The sequence below is a fragment of the Enterobacter cloacae complex sp. SHL022 genome, from assembly GCF_049237785.1.
GTDB lineage: Bacteria > Pseudomonadota > Gammaproteobacteria > Enterobacterales > Enterobacteriaceae > Enterobacter > Enterobacter hormaechei_C.
The window spans coordinates 159,435-177,315 of sequence record NZ_JBMKJH010000003.1 but is presented as its reverse complement, the minus strand read 5'-3'; the positions used below and the strand labels follow the sequence as shown (position 1 = coordinate 177,315).

General features: G+C 54.5%; 13 protein-coding genes. 4 read left to right on the top strand and 9 right to left on the bottom strand.

Features of this window, described 5'->3' with window-relative positions; all coding sequences use genetic code 11:
* Nucleotides 1–44: 44 nt before the first annotated feature.
* Nucleotides 45–3,020, bottom strand: a complete 2,976-nt coding sequence (locus ACOTZD_RS07660) for an autotransporter outer membrane beta-barrel domain-containing protein (RefSeq protein ID WP_080361027.1) — start codon at nucleotides 3,018–3,020, stop codon at nucleotides 45–47.
* Nucleotides 3,021–3,393: 373 nt separating this feature from the next.
* On the opposite strand from ACOTZD_RS07660, the gene kefF reads away from it, so the two are divergent.
* The 3 genes from kefF to folA all read left to right on the top strand — a co-directional run bounded on the left by kefF (nucleotide 3,394) and on the right by folA (nucleotide 6,376).
* Complete coding sequence (gene kefF / locus ACOTZD_RS07655) at nucleotides 3,394–3,924, top strand: glutathione-regulated potassium-efflux system oxidoreductase KefF (protein WP_003856435.1); 531 nt, start codon at nucleotides 3,394–3,396, stop codon at nucleotides 3,922–3,924.
* Complete coding sequence (gene kefC / locus ACOTZD_RS07650; protein WP_003856433.1) at nucleotides 3,917–5,782, top strand: glutathione-regulated potassium-efflux system protein KefC; 1,866 nt, start codon at nucleotides 3,917–3,919, stop codon at nucleotides 5,780–5,782. The genes kefF and kefC overlap by 8 nt, the downstream gene beginning before the upstream one ends.
* 114 nt (nucleotides 5,783–5,896) lie before the next feature.
* Nucleotides 5,897–6,376, top strand: a complete 480-nt coding sequence (folA, locus tag ACOTZD_RS07645) for a type 3 dihydrofolate reductase (RefSeq protein ID WP_003856431.1) — start codon at nucleotides 5,897–5,899, stop codon at nucleotides 6,374–6,376.
* 39 nt (nucleotides 6,377–6,415) lie between these two features.
* On the opposite strand, the gene apaH is transcribed toward folA, so the two are convergent.
* The 6 genes from apaH to lptD are packed head-to-tail and all read right to left on the bottom strand — an operon-like array spanning nucleotide 6,416 to nucleotide 13,145.
* Entirely contained in the window at nucleotides 6,416–7,264 is an 849-nt protein-coding gene (gene apaH, locus ACOTZD_RS07640; RefSeq protein ID WP_023324139.1) for a bis(5'-nucleosyl)-tetraphosphatase (symmetrical) ApaH, read from the bottom strand.
* A gap of 4 nt (nucleotides 7,265–7,268) precedes the next feature.
* Complete coding sequence (gene apaG, locus ACOTZD_RS07635) at nucleotides 7,269–7,646, bottom strand: Co2+/Mg2+ efflux protein ApaG (RefSeq protein ID WP_003856425.1); 378 nt, start codon at nucleotides 7,644–7,646, stop codon at nucleotides 7,269–7,271.
* Nucleotides 7,647–7,649: 3 nt separating this feature from the next.
* Nucleotides 7,650–8,471, bottom strand: coding sequence for a 16S rRNA (adenine(1518)-N(6)/adenine(1519)-N(6))-dimethyltransferase RsmA (gene rsmA, locus ACOTZD_RS07630; protein ID WP_003856423.1), 822 nt, complete (start codon nucleotides 8,469–8,471; stop codon nucleotides 7,650–7,652).
* Complete coding sequence (gene pdxA, locus ACOTZD_RS07625) at nucleotides 8,468–9,454, bottom strand: 4-hydroxythreonine-4-phosphate dehydrogenase PdxA (RefSeq protein WP_023324140.1); 987 nt, start codon at nucleotides 9,452–9,454, stop codon at nucleotides 8,468–8,470. Before pdxA ends, rsmA begins: the two co-directional genes overlap by 4 nt.
* Nucleotides 9,454–10,740, bottom strand: a complete 1,287-nt coding sequence (surA, locus tag ACOTZD_RS07620; protein WP_023324141.1) for a peptidylprolyl isomerase SurA — start codon at nucleotides 10,738–10,740, stop codon at nucleotides 9,454–9,456. The genes pdxA and surA overlap by 1 nt, the downstream gene beginning before the upstream one ends.
* Before the next feature lie 53 nt (nucleotides 10,741–10,793).
* A complete protein-coding gene (lptD, locus tag ACOTZD_RS07615) occupies nucleotides 10,794–13,145 on the bottom strand; it encodes an LPS assembly protein LptD (RefSeq protein ID WP_174402124.1) in 2,352 nt (783 codons plus the stop codon).
* Between the two features lie 239 nt (nucleotides 13,146–13,384).
* Here lptD and djlA point away from each other — a divergent pair, with 239 nt between their 5' ends.
* Complete coding sequence (gene djlA, locus ACOTZD_RS07610; RefSeq protein WP_023315375.1) at nucleotides 13,385–14,200, top strand: co-chaperone DjlA; 816 nt, start codon at nucleotides 13,385–13,387, stop codon at nucleotides 14,198–14,200.
* Between the two features lie 30 nt (nucleotides 14,201–14,230).
* Here the strand turns inward: djlA and rluA are convergent, their stop codons facing one another.
* Both rluA and rapA read right to left on the bottom strand, forming a co-directional pair.
* The gene (rluA, locus tag ACOTZD_RS07605; RefSeq protein ID WP_003856412.1) at nucleotides 14,231–14,890 is read right to left on the bottom strand and encodes a bifunctional tRNA pseudouridine(32) synthase/23S rRNA pseudouridine(746) synthase RluA; all 660 of its coding nucleotides are present in this window, start codon (nucleotides 14,888–14,890) and stop codon (nucleotides 14,231–14,233) included.
* A 12-nt stretch (nucleotides 14,891–14,902) separates the two neighbouring features.
* Nucleotides 14,903–17,809, bottom strand: coding sequence for an RNA polymerase-associated protein RapA (gene rapA, locus ACOTZD_RS07600; RefSeq protein ID WP_174402123.1), 2,907 nt, complete (start codon nucleotides 17,807–17,809; stop codon nucleotides 14,903–14,905).
* Nucleotides 17,810–17,881 lie beyond the last annotated feature (72 nt).

The window sequence follows — 17,881 nt, the reverse complement described above, 5'->3', positions numbered from 1 at the left end:
AAGCAGTGGCACATGCCACTGCTTTTTTGCTTCAGAATGATCGATTACCACCGATGGTTTAACAAAATATGACCGCCGTATGCGGCATAGCTGTTTTCACCCCATTCGCCGCTGGCTCGCAGGGAGATTGTCGTGGTTTCGTTCAGGTTGCCGGTTACGCCCAGCTCTAACTGACCACGATCTTCCGGCGTATCGTTGCTGACGGTCTCGTCGTTGAATGCCAGATCGTTTTGACCAGCACCTTTCAACCAGTTAACCGCGACGTACGGCTGCCAGGCCTTGACGTCCTTCTGCTGGAAGTAGCTTGCTTTAACGCCGAGACGACCAAAGACGCTGTCGTTGTCCAGGGTAGTGACGCGTACGCCGTCGCGATCGGTATGATTTTCCTGATCGAGATAGCTGTAGATCACCTGCGCCTGCGGCTCGATCTTCCAGGTACGTTCATTTTCAGACTGGATAACCCACGCGTGGCCGACTTCAACAGACGCGGCGAAACCTTCGCTATCGTAGTCTTCGTCGTTGCGGTTGCTGGTGACTTTGTTGTTATACCAGCTGTATGCGGCCCAGGTATCAACGTAGCTGCCCAGACGTAATTTCTGATCTTCCTGCCAGGTGGCGTAAAGCCCAACATTGAAACCATCAACCTTACCCTGAGCGTCACGCACGTTGTGCTTCGCATCAGAGTGGGTCTTCGCCTGGCCTGCACCGAACATCCCGCCAGCACGCAGGATACCGTTATCCATTGGCTTGCTCATGAAATCGCTGCCGACTTGCAGTACGGTCGTGGTGGTGTCATAGCTGACTTTATCGCCACCCGCATCGTTCTCGTGATAGCGACCCTTAACGTACATCCAGGTGTTCAGGTCGTCTTCATTGCGGAAGGTGATCTGGTCGCGATCGTCACGTTTATGCAGGAACATGCCCTGTGCGGCAAGGTAGTTGCCTAAGTAAGCACCCACTTCAGGCGCCATGACTTCCGGCGCATTGTTACCGCCGTTGTCAGTGCTACCGCCGTTGTCGGTGTTGCCGCCGTTGTCAGTGTTACCGCCGTTGTCGGTGTTACCGCCGTTGTCGGTGTTGCCGCCGTTGTCAGTGTTACCGCCGTTATCGGTGTTGCCGCCGTTGTCGGTGTTACCGCCGTTATCGGTGTTACCGCCGTTATCGGTGTTGCCGCCGTTATCGGTGTTGCCGCCATCATCGGTATTTCCACCGTCATCGGTGTCGTCAGAAGGATCATCAGAAGGCGTCGCCTTTGATTCCAGATACCAGTTGCCGTCACTGTGCTGGTAGAGGTTATATTCCCAGGCGCCTGCGACGACCGGTTTTGCCAGCGTCAGTTGGGCTTCGGAACTGCCGCCGATGCTGACAATTTCCATACCGTTAATGGTTTGCGCGCCTGCGCCGCCAATGTTGGTAATGCTGACGCCGGACTGACCGAAGCTGCTGCCCGTAATAGTGAGGTGGTCAGTTGGTGAATTATCTTCACCCAGGGTGCTGTTCATCACAATCTGGCTACCGTCAGAGCCGGTGTAGTCGCCATTAATCGTAAAATTATTGCCAACGCTATTATCAGCCGCACTGAGTAACAGCGTACCACCATTAGTCACGTTGCCGTTGATGGTATCGACGCCGGAAGCGCTGAGCGTGGAGTTACCCTGGACGGCATTCCATGCCGCCAGCGTACCGCCGCTAAGAACCGCGATGTTGTTGTTCACTTCGCCTGCGGTGGCAAAGGTCGCGCCATTTTCAACGGTAACAGTGGCGTTACTGTCCTTGACGCCGAGCGTTGCGCCGGTGGAGACCAGCGTGGTGCCGCCGTGCAGAACCGTATCCCCTGTGTAGCTATTTTTGCCCGTCAGGGTCAGGGTGTTGGAGTCTACTTTTTCGACGTTACCGCTACCGGTCATGTCGGTGGCGAAAGTGAAATCGCTACCCTGATTGAAAATGACGGTACCGTTGTTGGTGATCCCACCGCTGAGCGTCGCAGTTTTTTCGCCATCGCCCAGTTGCAGCGAGGCGTCTTTGGCCACCCGCGTATTACCGGTGTTGGATACTTCGCCCGCCAGGGTTAACGCGCCCTTGTCTATCATCAAGGAGTCGCCAGAGCCAATAATGTCAATATCGCCCGACAGCGCCCAGTTTTCGCCGTTCATTGTGACGCTGGCAAAACCGTCCCCTTCATTCAGACCCACAAAATTGCTGTCTTCTGTACCGGTGCCGATCAGAGTGAGGGTGTTTCCCGTGGAATTGGTGGAAATAACGTCACCGACAAGGACGGAACCCGTATCAAGCACCAGCGTGTTATTTTTATTGCTGGCAAAAATAATAGCGGCTGTATTACCACTAATCGTTCCGCTATTCTTGATATCCAATTTTGCAGTATCTTTTACATTGATACCGTTCTCGGTTCCCTGCACAAGGGCACTGTTAGTAAGCTTGGTGTTGCCATTAGTTGCCGTAATAGCATCACCATTTGTACCGATAATTGCGCCACTGTTATTAATGCCAATACCATACCGAGTACTTAGACCCGTTTTTCCTTTTATCATTCCGGTGCTGGTATTGATAATGTTTACTGCGGAAGAGTTTTCGCCGACAAACATGCCATTTTCCGCACCGATAATATTTCCACTGTTATTAAAATCACCGAGCATTGACTGAATATTAACAGCATTCGCGGTGGTGGAGGAAATGGTTGCACCGATGTCGTTATTAATTAAAATGCGCTGTTCACCAGTATTAATATCCAGGCCATTTCCCGTGCCAGAAATATTGCCATAATTAGTGGTAGTAGTGGTAGTAAACCCAGTGACAGACACCGCCGCTTCACTACCCGCAGAGGATATCGTCACGTCTTTATTAATAACATATTCAGCATCGGCTGAAAAATCTTGAGGGACTGAGGTTGATTGATCAATGATTGCAGAAAATGCAACCGCGGGGGTGCATATCAACAAAGCAGGAAATATCTTCCCTAGAGTTTTGGTTGTATTATTTAATTTGAAGAATTTTTTGCTCATGTACACATCCATTTGAGTGAGAAGGAACATCAGATAACGTGTGTAAAACGTATATTGACTATCTTTAAGGTTGAGCTCAAAACAAAAAAGCATAAAATTATTATTTTTTCAATGAGTTATGTACAGGTTGATTTATTAAAATATGACTTAAGATAATCTAAAAATATTCGTTAAAAATATGAGTCTGCATAATCATTTTGCAGGGTTAATTCGTCGCTAGCGTGGTGCTCCTTCTTTCGCGTCAGTCGCGTTTGTATGGCGACAAAGGTTGCCAATCCTTGCGATTTGCTTTGAAGCGGTCGTTAGCCTCTTTCAGTTGGGGGGGAACTGTCTACACTCATTGCTACAAGAAAAGCAGAAGACAGGCATATTCATGGTTCTGATAATTTATGCGCACCCCTATCCGCAGCATTCGCATGCGAATAAGCGGATGCTTGAGCAGGCAAGGACGCTCGAAAACGTAGAGATACGTTCCCTCTATCAACTCTATCCTGATTTTAATATCGATGTCGCCGCCGAACAGGAGGCGCTCTCTCGTGCCGATTTGATCGTCTGGCAGCATCCGATGCAGTGGTACAGCACCCCTCCGCTGCTGAAATTGTGGATCGACAAAGTTTTCTCCCACGGTTGGGCATACGGACACAACGGCAACGCGCTTCATGGCAAAAGCCTGATGTGGGCTGTTACCACCGGCGGGGGGGAAAGCCATTTTGAGATTGGCGCCTTCCCCGGATTTGACGTGCTGGCGCAGCCGCTCCAGGCTACTGCCCTTTACTGCGGTCTGAACTGGCTTCCGCCTTTTGCGATGCACTGTACCTTTGTCTGCGACGATGAAACCTTGCAGGCGCAGGCTCGTCACTACAAACAACGCTTACTTGAGTGGCAGGAGACGCACAATGGATAGCCATACGCTGATACAGGCGCTGATTTATCTTGGCGCGGCGGCATTAATTGTGCCCGTGGCGGTTCGTCTGGGGCTGGGCTCGGTGCTCGGCTATCTGATTGCCGGGTGTGTAATTGGCCCCTGGGGTTTTCGGCTGGTGACGGATGCCGAGTCGATCCTGCATTTTGCGGAGATCGGCGTGGTGCTTATGCTGTTCGTGATTGGCCTGGAGCTGGATCCGCAGCGGCTGTGGAAACTGCGCGCCTCGGTGTTTGGCGGAGGCGCTCTGCAAATGCTGGCCTGCGGTCTGCTGTTGGGCGGGTTCTGCATTCTGCTCGGGATGGAGTGGAAAGTCGCGGAGTTGATCGGCATGACGCTGGCGCTCTCCTCGACGGCTATTGCCATGCAGGCTATGAACGAGCGTAACCTGACGGTGTCGCAAATGGGGCGCAGCACCTTCTCCGTACTGTTGTTCCAGGATATTGCTGCCATCCCGCTGGTGGCGATGATCCCGCTGCTGGCAACCAGCGGCGCATCAACGACGCTGGGGGCATTTGCCTTATCAGCGCTGAAGGTTGTTGGTGCGCTGGCGCTGGTTGTTCTGCTTGGTCGCTACGTAACGCGTCCGCTGCTGCGCTTTGTTGCTCGCTCTGGCCTGCGCGAAGTCTTCAGCGCCGTTGCGTTATTCCTGGTGTTTGGTTTTGGATTGCTGCTTGAAGAGGCCGGGCTGTCGATGGCAATGGGCGCCTTCCTCGCGGGGGTCTTACTGGCTAGCTCCGAATACCGTCACGCGCTGGAAAGCGATATCGAGCCGTTTAAAGGATTGCTGCTGGGGCTGTTTTTCATCGGCGTCGGGATGTCTATCGACTTCGGGACGCTGGTGACCCATCCGCTGCGCATCATCATTCTGCTGGTAGGTTTCCTGGTCATTAAAATGGCGATGCTGTGGCTGATCGCCCGCCCGTTAAACGTTCCAAAACCGCAGCGCCGCTGGTTTGCCGTGCTGCTGGGGCAGGGGAGTGAGTTTGCTTTCGTGGTCTTTGGCGCAGCGCAGATGGCAAATGTACTCGATCCGGAATGGGCAAAAGCGCTGACGCTGGCGGTTGCGCTGTCGATGGCCGCAACGCCGATCCTGCTGGTGTTGCTGACGCGTCTGGAAAAAACGGGAAGCGAACAGGAACGAGAAGCCGATGAGATCGACGAGGAGCAGCCGCGGGTGATCATCGCCGGATTTGGCCGCTTCGGGCAGATTACCGGCCGTTTACTGCTCTCCAGCGGAGTCAAAATGGTTATCCTCGATCACGATCCTGACCATGTGGATACGCTGCGTAAATTCGATATGAAAGTATTTTACGGTGATGCGACCCGGGTTGATCTGCTGGAATCCGCCGGCGCGGCGAAGGCCGAGGTGCTGATTAACGCCATCGACGATCCAGAGACCAGTATGCAGATGGTTGAGCTGGTCAAAGAGCATTTTCCGCATCTGACCATTATCTCTCGTGCGCGCGATGTGGATCATTACATCCAGCTCCGTCAGGCGGGTGTGGCAGCCCCTGAACGTGAAACCTTCGAAGGGGCGCTCAAATCTGGCCGCATGGCGCTTGAAAGCCTGGGACTTGGCGCGTATGAAGCGCGTGAGCGTGCCGATTTATTCCGCCGTTTTAACCATGAGATGGTGGAAGAGATGGTGGCGATGGCGAGCAGTACGGCAACCGAACGCGCTGCGGTGTTTAAACGCACCAGCACCATGCTGACGGAGATCATCAACGAGGATCGTAATCACCTGTCGCTGGTTCAGCGCCACGGCTGGCAAGGAACGGAAGAGGGCAAGCATACCGGTGATCCTGAGGATGAACCGGAGAGTAAACCCTCTGCGTGAAGTGGAGTTGCCAGCAATATTAAAAAATTTCTAATTCTTTACCCTGCCGCCAGTCGACGAAAGATTAAGCTTTCCGTATAGTGGCGGCAATTTTTTGCATCCGGGAAATTTTCAATGATCAGTCTGATTGCAGCGCTGGCGGTAGACCGCGTTATCGGCATGGAAAACGCCATGCCGTGGAACCTGCCTGCCGATCTCGCATGGTTTAAACGTACTACGTTAAACAAGCCGGTAGTGATGGGCCGCCTGACCTGGGAGTCGATTGGTCGTCCATTGCCGGGTCGTAAGAATATTGTGATCAGTAGCCAGCCGGGCACTGACGATCGCGTGCAGTGGGTTAAGTCCGTTGATGAAGCCATTGCCGCCTGCGGCGATGCCGAAGAGATCATGGTGATCGGCGGCGGGCGTGTGTATGAGCAGTTCCTGCCAAAAGCGCAGAAACTGTATCTGACGCACATTGATGCGGAAGTGGAAGGGGATACCCATTTCCCGGATTACGATCCGGACGAGTGGGAGTCTGTATTCAGTGAGTTTCACGATGCGGATGCGCAAAACTCGCACAGCTACTGCTTCGAAATTCTGGAACGTCGTTAACGGTTTTATCCTCTCCTCGAAGGGAGAGGATAAACATCTTCAGGAGGCGACCGCCTCACCTTCGCCTAAGTCCAGCTGTCGGTTGGATGGCTGCACAAAGTAGGTCTTATCTTCCCAGCGTAAGCAGGTTAAATCCCCGCCCCAGCAGCATCCGGTATCCAGCGCGTAGATATTTTCCGGGGTGCCTTTTCCTTCCAGCGATGCCCAGTGCCCAAATACCACGCTATATTCGTTTGTCACGGGGCCCGGAATGGCAAACCACGGCTTAAGCGGCGCAGGCGCATTTTCCGGCGTATCTTTGCAATACATATCCAGCTGTCCGTTCGGGAAGCAGTAGCGCATGCGCGTAAAGGCATTGGTGATAAAACGCAGTCGCGCCAGGCCGCTGAGATCATCACTCCAGTTATTTGGCATGTCGCCGTACATCGCATCGAGGAAGAACGGGTAGGAGTCGCTCGCCAGCACCGCTTCGGTGTCGCGCGCGCAGGTTTTTGCCGTCTCAAGATCCCACTGAGGCGTGATGCCGGCATGCGCCATCACCAGTTTTTTCTCTTCGTCAATCTGTAGCAGTGGCTGGCGACGCAGCCAGTTGAGCAACTCATCGGCATCCGGCGCTTCCAGCAGGGGGGTAATGCGATCTTTCGGCTTATTACGGCTGATCCCGGCGTATACGGCCAGCAGATGCAGATCGTGGTTGCCCAGCACCATGCGCACGCTGTCGCCCAGCGATTTGACATAGCGGAGGACGTCCAGGGAACCGGGACCGCGCGCCACTAAGTCGCCCGTCAGCCAGAGCGTATCCTGCCCGGGGGTGAAGTCGACCTGTTTTAATAATGCGATCAGTTCATCGTAGCAACCGTGAACGTCGCCAATCAGATATGTAGACATTAGATTAATGAATAAGTGTAGGTACGGCGAGACGGAATACGGGAATAGCAATGCGGAAAGCATTACCGTCGGCATCGACCATTTCGTAATGGCCCTGCATGGTACCCAGCGGCGTTTCAATTACCGCGCCGCTGGTGTACTGATACTCTTCGCCAGGGGCGATATGGGGTTGTTCACCGACCACACCTTCGCCCTGGACTTCAATTTCACGGCCATTGCCGTTGGTGATAAGCCAGTAGCGCCCGAGCAGTTGCACAGGCATCCGCCCCAGATTGCGAATGGTTACGGTATAAGCAAAGACAAAACGTTCTTCATCCGGTGTGGATTGGGACTCAATGTAGACGCTTTGAACCTGAACACAGACGCGGGGCGAATCAATCATGGCTTAGCTCTCCTTCGGCGGCGCATTGTCGCTGATGTAATTAGCCAGCTTGCAGTACTGCTCTACGGAAATATTTTCCGCACGCATTGCCGGGTCGATGCCCAACTCAGCTAATACGTCAACGGTAAACAGATTGCCAAGGCTGTTACGAATCGTTTTACGGCGCTGGTTAAAGGCTTCTGTCGTGATACGGCTCAGCACGCGCAGGTCTTTGACCGGGTACGGCATCGTTTTATGTGGCACCAGGCGCACAACCGCAGAATCTACCTTTGGCGGTGGCGTGAATGCGGAAGGCGGTACTTCTAATACCGGGATCACGTTGCAGTAATATTGCGCCATCACGCTTAAACGACCATACGCTTTACTGTTCGGCCCTGCAACCAGACGGTTAACGACCTCTTTTTGCAACATGAAGTGCATGTCGGCAATGGCATCAGTATAGCTAAACAGATGGAACATCAGCGGGGTGGAGATGTTGTACGGCAGGTTACCGAACACGCGCAGCGGCTGTCCCATTTTTTCTGACAGTTCGCCAAAGTTCATGGTCATCGCATCCTGCTGATAAATCGTCAGCTTCGGCCCGAGGAACGGGTGCGTTTGCAGACGCGCGGCCAGATCGCGGTCGAGTTCGATAACGGTCAGTTCGTCGAGGCGTTCGCCTACCGGCTCGGTCAGCGCGGCAAGTCCCGGGCCGATTTCGACCATGGCCTGACCTTTCTGCGGATTAATGGCAGAAACGATACTGTCGATCACAAACTGATCGTTGAGGAAGTTTTGCCCGAAGCGTTTACGGGCTAAGTGGCCCTGATGGACTCGATTAGTCATTGAGTATTAACAATCATTTTGATGGCGAGATTAAGCGCCGTAATAAAACTGCCGACATCCGCTTTTCCCTGGCCTGCCAGATCCAGCGCAGTACCGTGGTCAACGGACGTTCGAATAAAGGGTAAACCGAGGGTGATATTCACCCCGCGGCCAAAGCCCTGGTATTTTAGCACGGGCAGACCCTGATCGTGGTACATCGCGAGTACGGCGTCGGCATTATCCAGGTATTTGGGCTGGAAAAGGGTGTCGGCAGGCAGAGGCCCGCTGAGGTTCATCCCCTTCGCCCGCATCTCCTCAAGCACCGGAATGATGGTGTCGATCTCTTCGGTGCCCATATGTCCGCCCTCACCCGCGTGCGGATTCAGGCCGCAAACCAGCACATGCGGCTGCGGAATGCCGAATTTGGTTTGCAGATCGTGATGCAAAATGCCAATGATCTCACGCAGGAGTTCAGGCGTAATGGCATCCGGAATGGCTTTGATCGGCAGGTGCGTTGTCACCAGCGCAACGCGCATTGCTTCGGTTGCCAGCATCATCACCACTTTCGGGCTGTGCGAACGCTCTTCGAAAAATTCGGTATGCCCGGTAAACGGAATGCCCGCGTCATTGATCACGCCTTTATGCACCGGACCGGTGATCAGGGCGGCAAATTCGCCCTGAAGGCAACCGTCACAGGCGCGCGCCAGCGTCTCGACAACGTAGTGGCCGTTTTCGGTGTGTAACTCGCCGGGGACAACAGGCGCACGAAGCGGAACAGAAAGCAGGGTGAGAGTACCAGACTGCTGCGGTGCGGGCTGTTGGCCTTCAACGTAAGGGAGGAGCGTTAAAGGCAGACCGAGCAAAGCTGCCCGGTCTTGTAACAGTGTTGCATCTGCACAGACAACCAACTCTACCGGCCAGCTGCACTGGGCGAGCTGAACCACCAGGTCAGGCCCAATCCCGGCGGGTTCGCCGGGGGTGATCACAACACGATGCGGTTTCATCAGTTGCTCAACACTTTCACGTAAGCGCTGGCGCGTTGTTCCTGCATCCAGGTTGCGGCTTCTTCAGAGAACTTACGGTTAAACAGCATGCGATACGCGCGGTCTTTCTGCGCCGCGTCGGTTTTATCCACGTTGCGCGTGTCCATCAGCTGGATCAGATGCCAGCCGAAGGAAGAGTGTACCGGCGCGCTCATCTGGCCTTTATTCAGCTTCATTAACGCATCGCGGAAAGCCGGATCGTAAATATCAGCGGCCGCCCAACCCAGGTCACCGCCCTGGTTTGCAGAGCCAGGATCCTGAGAGAACTCTTTTGCTGCTTTATCGAAGGTGGTTTTACCGCTCTTGATGTCTGCGGCGATCTGTTCCAGCTTCGCACGGGCCTGATCGTCAGTCATGATCGGAGACGGCTTAAGCAGGATATGACGCGCATGCACTTCAGTAACCGAAATGTTCTGGCTCTGGCCGCGCAGGTCGTTCACTTTCAGAATGTGGAAGCCCACACCGGAACGGATTGGACCGACGATATCGCCTTTCTTCGCGGTGCTCAGCGCCTGGGCAAACAGGGATGGCAGCTCCTGAATACGCCCCCAGCCCATCTGGCCGCCTTTCAGCGCCTGCTGGTCAGCGGAATAGGTGATCGCCAGCTTGCCGAAGTCATCGCCATTACGCGCCTGCTCAACGATAGCGCGCGCCTGGCTTTCCGCCTCTGCCGCCTGATCGGAGGTTGGGTTTTCCGGCAGTGGGATCAGGATGTGGCTCAGGTTAAGCTCTGTGCTGGCATCATTCTGATTCCCCACCTGTTTTGCCAGGGCATCCACTTCCTGCGGCAGGATGGTGACGCGGCGACGGACTTCATTATTACGCACTTCTGAAATCAGCATCTCTTTACGGATCTGATTGCGGTAGGTGGCGTAGCTGATGCCGTCATAGGCGAGGCGGCTACGCATCTGGTCCGGGGTAATGTTGTTCTGCTTTGCAATGTTGGCGATCGCCTGATCGAGCTGCTCGTCAGAGATCTTCACACCCATTTTCTGGCCCATTTGCAGGATAATCTGATCCATGATCAGACGTTCCAGGATCTGGTGGCGCAGCGTAGCGTCATCCGGAAGTTGTTGACCTGCCTGGCCCGAGTTGAGCTTTACAGATTTCATCAAACCGTCAACGTCACTTTCAAGCACGACGCCGTTGTTAACCACAGCCGCGACTTTATCGACAACCTGTGGGGCCGCGAAGCTGGTATTCGCAACCATAGCGACACCGAGTAGCAGCGTTTTCCAGTTCTTCATACTTTTTCCATTTCAATTAACCGCAAAGCGGATTACGTTGTAAATCAAGCATATTACAATGAACTACGATACGGCAGAATGTTCGAGCGCAGCATCTGCTGCGTGCCCAGACCGTAGTTAGAACTCAGGCCGCGCAACTCGATATTAAAGCCAATCACGTTATCGTATTTGCCCTGACTGTTTTGCGTATCCCAACCGTTAAGTTTGCGTTCGTAACCGACACGTATTGCGTAACAGCAGGAGTTATATTGCAGACCCAGCATCTGGTCAGCAGGTTTTTGGGCATTCGTGTCATAGTAGTAGGCCCCGACGACTGACCAACGATCGGCAATCGGCCAGCTCGCGGCGGTACCCACCTGTGAAATACCGTCTTTGTATTGGTCTGTATTCGCATAGTTTGGCAGTGTCGCCTGGATATACTCCGGGCTGGCGTAACGGTACGTTAACTGCAACATGCGGTCTTCATCACGACGATATTCGATGGCAGCGCTGCCCGTCGCGATATTGTCCAGTCGTGTATCGTATTGAACACCACCGCGCAGACCCCAATGATCCGTCATGCGCCAGTAGGTGTCGCCTGCCCATACCAGTGAGCCCGTTTTGTTGTCTTTCTCCCAGTTAATGTCGTCATCACCGGTGCGAGACTCGGTGAAATAGTAGATTTGACCAACAGAAACGTTAAAACGTTCAACGGCAGCATCATCATATACGCGCGTTGTGACGCCGGTCGTTAACTGGTTAGCAGACGCAATACGGTCAAGGCCGCCGTAGGTACGGTCACGGAACAGGCCGCTGTAGTCTGATTGCAGGAAGGACGAGTCATAGTTTTGAATTTTGCTCTGATCGCGATAAGGCACATAAAGATACTGCATACGTGGCTCAAGCGTCTGGGTGTATCCATCCGCGAGAAGAGCCATATCACGTTCGAAAATCAGCTTCCCGTCCATTTTGAATTGCGGAAGCGTACGGTTTACCGATTCTTCAAGATCGGTGCCATAACGTTTGTTATACCAGTCCAGATTCTTCTGTTGGTAGTGGGTGGCCATCACTTTGGCTTCGGTATTCAGACTCGCCCAGTCGTTTGACCACGGCAGGTTGATCGTCGGCTCGATATGCAGACGCGTTGATTCCGGCATATCCGAGTTGGTGTTGACGAAATGGACCGCCTGAGCGTAAACGCGCGTGTCGAAAGGACCAACATCGTTCTGATACCAGTTCACGTCCAGCTGCGGCTCGGCACCATAGGTACTACGCGATTGCGTATCAAACACCTGGAACTGTTTGGTCGACACCGTCGCGTCAAAGTTCTCAATGGCGTAGCCCACGCTGAATTTCTGCGTGGCGTAACCGTCGGTACTGGAGCCGTATTTAGAATCAAAGTCGTTGAAGTAATACGGATCGCTGACTTTGGTGTAGTCGATGTTGAAGCGCCACACCTGATCCAATACCCCGGCGTGCTTCCAGTAGTACATCCAGCGGTGCTTATCACCTTCGCTCGGATGCTCGTCCTGGAAGACCTTATCTGATGGCAGATAATCAAATTCCATCAGACCCGCGCCCGCCTTGGTCAGATAGCGGAATTCGTTCTCCCACATGATGTTGCCGCGCTTATGGATATAGTGCGGCGTGATCGTGGCGTCCATGTTAGGCGCAATGTTCCAGTAGTACGGCAGGTAGAACTCAAAGTAGTTCGATGTGCTGTACTTGGCGTTCGGGATCAGGAAACCTGAACGACGTTTGTCACCCACGGGCAGTTGCAGGTAAGGACTATAGAAAATGGGCACCGGGCCGAGTTTAAAACGAGCGTTCCAGATCTCTGCAACCTGTTCTTCACGGTCGTGGATCACTTCACTGCCCACAACGCTCCAGGTATTTGACCCTGGCAAACAGGAGGTAAACGTGCCGTTTTCGAGAATGGTGTAGCGGTTTTCGCCGCGCTGCTTCATCAGGTCCGCGGTACCGCGCCCCTGACGACCGACCATCTGGTAATCACCTTCCCAGACGTTGGTGTCTTTGGTATTCAGATTCGACCAGGCTTTCGGACCTTTCAGGATGACCTGATTGTCGTCATAGTGCACATTACCCAGCGCATCCACCGTACGGACAGGCGCCTGAGCACCTTCCGGTTGCTTCTGGTGCAATTGCACTTCGTCAGCAAGCAGGCGACTGTTGCCCTGGTTAATATCGACATTGCCCGTAAAGGTTGCATTGTCAGGATAATTACCTTTTGCGCTGTCGGCATTAATGGTGACGGGTAAGTCATTCGTATCGCCTTTCACCAGTGGGCGATTGTAACTTGGGACGCCAAGCATACACTGCGAGGCGAGATCGGCTGCGAGCCCCTGTTGGCTATACAGGGCGGTGCCAATCATTGTGGCCAGAAGGGTGGGGATACGTTTTTTCATACGTTGTATTTTATTGTTCCGTCATCAGTGGCTACGGCTTACAAACGCTCAGAGACTATCTTACTCATCAGCGCAGTACCAGCGTTAATCCTGCCCGTTTGCGCGCCAGAGTGTTAGGCTCGCTATCGAATGACGAGTATGATAATGCAAATTATAGGCGATGTCCCTCAATTGACCGTGGCGCGACCACTGTAATGATGGCGTTGCGTCGGCCAGGAACATGACCATTCGGGGAGTATATGCAGTATTGGGGTAAAATAATCGGCGTTGCGTTCGCAATTATTATGGGTGCCGGATTCTGGGGTGTCGTTCTTGGCCTCATTATCGGCCATATGTTTGATAAAGCACGCAGCCGCAAAATGGCCTGGTTTGCCAACCAGCGCGAGCGCCAGTCACTCTTCTTCTCCACCACCTTCGAGGTGATGGGGCACTTAACCAAATCAAAAGGGCGCGTAACGGAAGCCGATATTCAGGTGGCCAGCGTCTTTATGGATCGCATGAATCTGCACGGCGAATCCCGTATCGCGGCGCAGAATGCGTTCCGGATTGGTAAATCAGATAACTACCCGCTGCGTGAAAAAATGCGGCAGTTCCGTAGCATCTGTTTCGGGCGTTTTGATTTAATTCGGATGTTTCTGGAAATTCAAATCCAGGCCGCCTTCGCGGATGGTTCTCTGCATCCGAATGAACGGGACGTTTTATATGTGATTGCCGAAGAGCTGGGCATTTCCCGCATGCAGTTCGACCAGTTCCTGCGTATGATGCAGGGCGGCGCGCAGTTTGGCGGTGGTTATCAGCAACAGCACTCCTCCGGCGGCTGGCAGCAGGCGCAGCGTGGCCCTACGCTTGAAGATGCCTGCAACGTCCTCGGCGTGAAGCCGTCTGACGATGTCACGACCATCAAACGCGCCTATCGTAAGCTGATGAGCGAGCACCATCCGGATAAGCTGGTGGCGAAAGGCCTGCCGCCAGAGATGATGGAGATGGCGAAGCAAAAAGCGCAGGAAATTCAGAAAGCCTACGAGCTGATTAAAGAGCAGAAAGGTTTTAAATAAAAAATGGCCCGACACTGTCGGGCCATTTTTTCAGAAGTCCACCGGGGCTTTGAACGTCATGGCGTTGCCGAAAGCAGGGTGGGTAATGGTGAGCGTCTGCGCATGCAGTTGCAGGCGCGGGGCTAAGGCCAGCGCTTCTGGCGGCGCATAGAATCTGTCCCCCAGAATCGGGTGACCCATCGCAAGCATATGCACACGCAGCTGGTGGGAGCGCCCGGTAATCGGCTTTAGCAGGACGCGCGCGGTGTTATCCGGCGCGTACTCCAGCACTTCATACTCGGTTTGCGCGGCCTTGCCGGTTTCATAACACACCTTCTGCTTTGGCCGGTTCGGCCAGTCGCAAATCAGCGGTAAATCCACCAGCCCTTCCGCCTGCGCCGGATGACCCCAGACGCGCGCGACATACTGCTTCTTCGGCTCGCGCTCGCGGAACTGACGCTTCAGCTCGCGTTCTGCCGCTTTATTCAGAGCCACCACAATCACGCCGCTGGTCGCCATATCCAGACGATGGACAGACTCGGCCTGGGGATAATCACGCTGGATACGCGTCATCACGCTGTCTTTATGCTCTTCCAGACGCCCCGGCACGGATAACAAGCCGCTCGGCTTGTTAACCACCATAATGTGCTCATCCTGATACAGAATGACCAGCCACGGATCCATCGGGGGATTGTAGGGCTCCATTACCATCTTGCGCTCCGCTTACTGATGCGTCACAACGATAAGACGCAGGGCGTCGAGACGCCACCCCGCCTGATTCAGGCTTTCTAGCACCTGCTGGCGATTGCTCTCAATAGCGGCCAGCTCATCGTCACGAATGTTCGGGTTCACCGCTTTCAACGCTTCCAGGCGCGACAGCTCGGCAGAAAGCTTCTCATCGGCTTCGCTACGCGCCGCATCGATCAGCACTCTGGCCGCTTTTTCGGCCTGGGCTTCACCCAGTTGCAGAATGGCATGCACGTCCTGCTGCACCGCATTCACCAGCTTACTGCCGGTATGGCGGTTCACCGCGCTCAGCTGACGGTTGAAGCTTTCAAACTCCACCTGTCCGGCCAGGTTCGTACCGTTTTTATCCAGCAGCAGACGCACCGGAGTTGGCGGCAGGAAGCGGTTAAGCTGAAGCTGTTTCGGCGCCTGCGCTTCCACAACGTAGATCAGCTCCACCAGCAGCGTGCCCACAGGCAAGGCTTTGTTCTTCAACAGGGAGATGGTGCTGCTGCCGGTATCGCCGGAGAGGATCAGATCCAGACCGTTGCGGATCAGCGGGTGCTCCCAGGTGATGAACTGTGCATCTTCGCGGGAAAGCGCCACATCACGCTCAAAGGTGATGGTGCAGCCGTCTTCCGGCAGGCCCGGGAAATCCGGCACCAGCATATGATCGGACGGGGTCAGCACGATCATGTTCTCGCCGCGATCGTCCTGGTTAATGCCGACGATGTCGAACAGGTTCATGGAGAAGCTGATCAGGCTGGTGTCATCGTCCTGTTCTTCGATACTTTCGGCCAGCTGCTGCGCTTTTTCACCGCCGTTGGAGTGGATCTCCAGCAGGCGATCGCGACCCTGCTCCAGCTGAGCTTTCAGCGCGTCGTGCTTCTCTCGACAGGATTTGATCAGCTCATCAAAGCCCTCGGTGTTTTCCGGCGCCGCAAGGTAACCGATCAGGTCTGCATGCACCTGATCGTAAATGGTGCGGCCGGTCGGGCAGGTATGTTCAAACGCATCCAGGCCTTCGTGGTACCAGCGAACCAGAACGGACTGGGCGGTTTTCTCCAGATACGGAACGTGGATCTGGATATCGTGCGCCTGACCGATACGATCCAGACGGCCGATACGCTGCTCAAGCAGATCCGGATTAAACGGCAGATCGAACATCACCAGATTGCTGGCGAACTGGAAGTTACGGCCTTCAGAACCGATTTCGGAGCACAGCAGAACCTGCGCGCCGCTGTCCTCTTCACTAAACCACGCCGCAGCGCGGTCGCGCTCGATAATAGACATGCCTTCATGGAACACGGCGGCGCGAATACCTTCGCGCTCGCGCAGCACTTGTTCAAGTTGCAGGGCGGTGGCTGCCTTGGCGCAGATCACCAGCACCTTCCGGGAACGGTGCGCGGTCAGATAACCCATCAACCACTCCACGCGCGGATCGAAGTTCCACCAGGTGCCAGTGTCGCCTTCAAATTCCTGATAAATCTGCTCCGGATAGAGCATGTCGCGCGCGCGATCTTCCGCAGATTTACGGGTGCCCATAATGCCGGAGACTTTGATCGCCGTCTGGTACTGGGTCGGCAGCGGCAATTTGATGGTGTGCAGTTCGCGTTTCGGGAAGCCTTTTACACCGTTACGGGTGTTACGGAACAGCACGCGGCTGGTGCCGTGGCGGTCCATCAGCATGTCGATCAGCTCTTTACGCGCAGATCCCGCATTATCGCTGTCGCTGTTCGCGGCCTGAAGCAGCGGCTCAATATCCTGCTCGCCGATAAGATCGCTGAGGATGTTAAGTTCATCATTAGAGAGACGATTACCGGCCAGCAGCAGCGCGACGGCGTCCGCCACCGGACGATAGTTTTTCTGCTCTTCAACAAACTGCTCAAAATCGTGGAAACGGTTCGGATCGAGCAGGCGCAGACGGGCGAAGTGGCTCTCAAGACCCAGCTGCTCCGGGGTGGCGGTCAGAAGCAGAACGCCTGGTACGCGCTCGGCAAGCTGCTCAATCGCCATGTATTCGCGGCTTGGCGCGTCCTCGCTCCAGACGAGGTGGTGTGCTTCGTCGACGACCATCAGATCCCATTCAGCGTCGCACAGATGCTCCAGGCGTTGCTTGCTGCGGCGCACGAAGTCCAGGGAACAAATGACCAACTGTTCGGTTTCAAACGGGTTGTCCGCGTCGTGCTGGGCTTCGGCATAGCGCTCGTCGTCGAACAGGGAGAAGCGCAGGTTAAAGCGGCGCAGCATCTCGACCAGCCACTGGTGTTGCAGCGTTTCCGGCACCACAATCAGCACGCGCTCGGCAGCGCCAGAGAGCAGCTGCTGGTGCAGGATCATGCCTGCTTCGATGGTTTTACCCAGGCCCACTTCGTCAGCCAGCAGCACGCGAGGCGCATGGCGACGGCCCACGTCATGGGCGATATTCAGCTGATGGGGAATAAGGCTGGTACGCTGGCCGCGCAGGCCGCTCCACGGCATGCGGTACTGTTCACTCTGGAACTTACGCGCGCGGTAGCGCAGAGAGAAGCGATCCATTCGGTCGATTTGCCCGGCAAACAGACGGTCCTGCGGCTTGCTGAAAACCAGTTTGCTGTCGAGCAGCACTTCACGCAGGATAACATTCGTCTCGTCGGTATCAAGACGCGTACCGATGTAGGCGAGCAGTCCATTCTCTTCTTTTACGTCTTCAACCTTCAGCTGCCAGCCTTCGTGGCTGGTCACGGTGTCGCCCGGATTGAACATTACGCGGGTAACAGGGGAGTCATTGCGAGCGTACAGGCGGTTTTCACCGGTAGCAGGGAAAAGGAGGGTAACCATGCGCGCATCGACGGCAACGACGGTTCCTAATCCAAGTTCGCTTTCTGTATCGCTGATCCAGCGTTGACCAAGTGTAAAAGGCATAGTTGTTCGGCTCTAATCTTTAATTGCAGGCAATAGTTCGACCCCGTCAAAAAAGACGGTCATCGAAAAATG

What these genes read in the sequence shown, in the direction of transcription:
- rsmA (WP_003856423.1), bottom strand. Translation starts at nt 8,471, where the DNA reads ATGACTAATCGAGTCCATCAGGGCCACTTAGCCCGTAAACGCTTCGGG.
- pdxA (WP_023324140.1), bottom strand. Translation starts at nt 9,454, where the DNA reads ATGAAACCGCATCGTGTTGTGATCACCCCCGGCGAACCCGCCGGGATT.
- folA (WP_003856431.1), top strand. Translation starts at nt 5,897, where the DNA reads ATGATCAGTCTGATTGCAGCGCTGGCGGTAGACCGCGTTATCGGCATG.
- lptD (WP_174402124.1), bottom strand. Translation starts at nt 13,145, where the DNA reads ATGAAAAAACGTATCCCCACCCTTCTGGCCACAATGATTGGCACCGCC.
- apaH (WP_023324139.1), bottom strand. Translation starts at nt 7,264, where the DNA reads ATGTCTACATATCTGATTGGCGACGTTCACGGTTGCTACGATGAACTG.
- surA (WP_023324141.1), bottom strand. Translation starts at nt 10,740, where the DNA reads ATGAAGAACTGGAAAACGCTGCTACTCGGTGTCGCTATGGTTGCGAAT.
- kefC (WP_003856433.1), top strand. Translation starts at nt 3,917, where the DNA reads ATGGATAGCCATACGCTGATACAGGCGCTGATTTATCTTGGCGCGGCG.
- kefF (WP_003856435.1), top strand. Translation starts at nt 3,394, where the DNA reads ATGGTTCTGATAATTTATGCGCACCCCTATCCGCAGCATTCGCATGCG.
- rapA (WP_174402123.1), bottom strand. Translation starts at nt 17,809, where the DNA reads ATGCCTTTTACACTTGGTCAACGCTGGATCAGCGATACAGAAAGCGAA.
- rluA (WP_003856412.1), bottom strand. Translation starts at nt 14,890, where the DNA reads ATGGTAATGGAGCCCTACAATCCCCCGATGGATCCGTGGCTGGTCATT.
- djlA (WP_023315375.1), top strand. Translation starts at nt 13,385, where the DNA reads ATGCAGTATTGGGGTAAAATAATCGGCGTTGCGTTCGCAATTATTATG.
- apaG (WP_003856425.1), bottom strand. Translation starts at nt 7,646, where the DNA reads ATGATTGATTCGCCCCGCGTCTGTGTTCAGGTTCAAAGCGTCTACATT.
- ACOTZD_RS07660 (WP_080361027.1), bottom strand. Translation starts at nt 3,020, where the DNA reads ATGAGCAAAAAATTCTTCAAATTAAATAATACAACCAAAACTCTAGGG.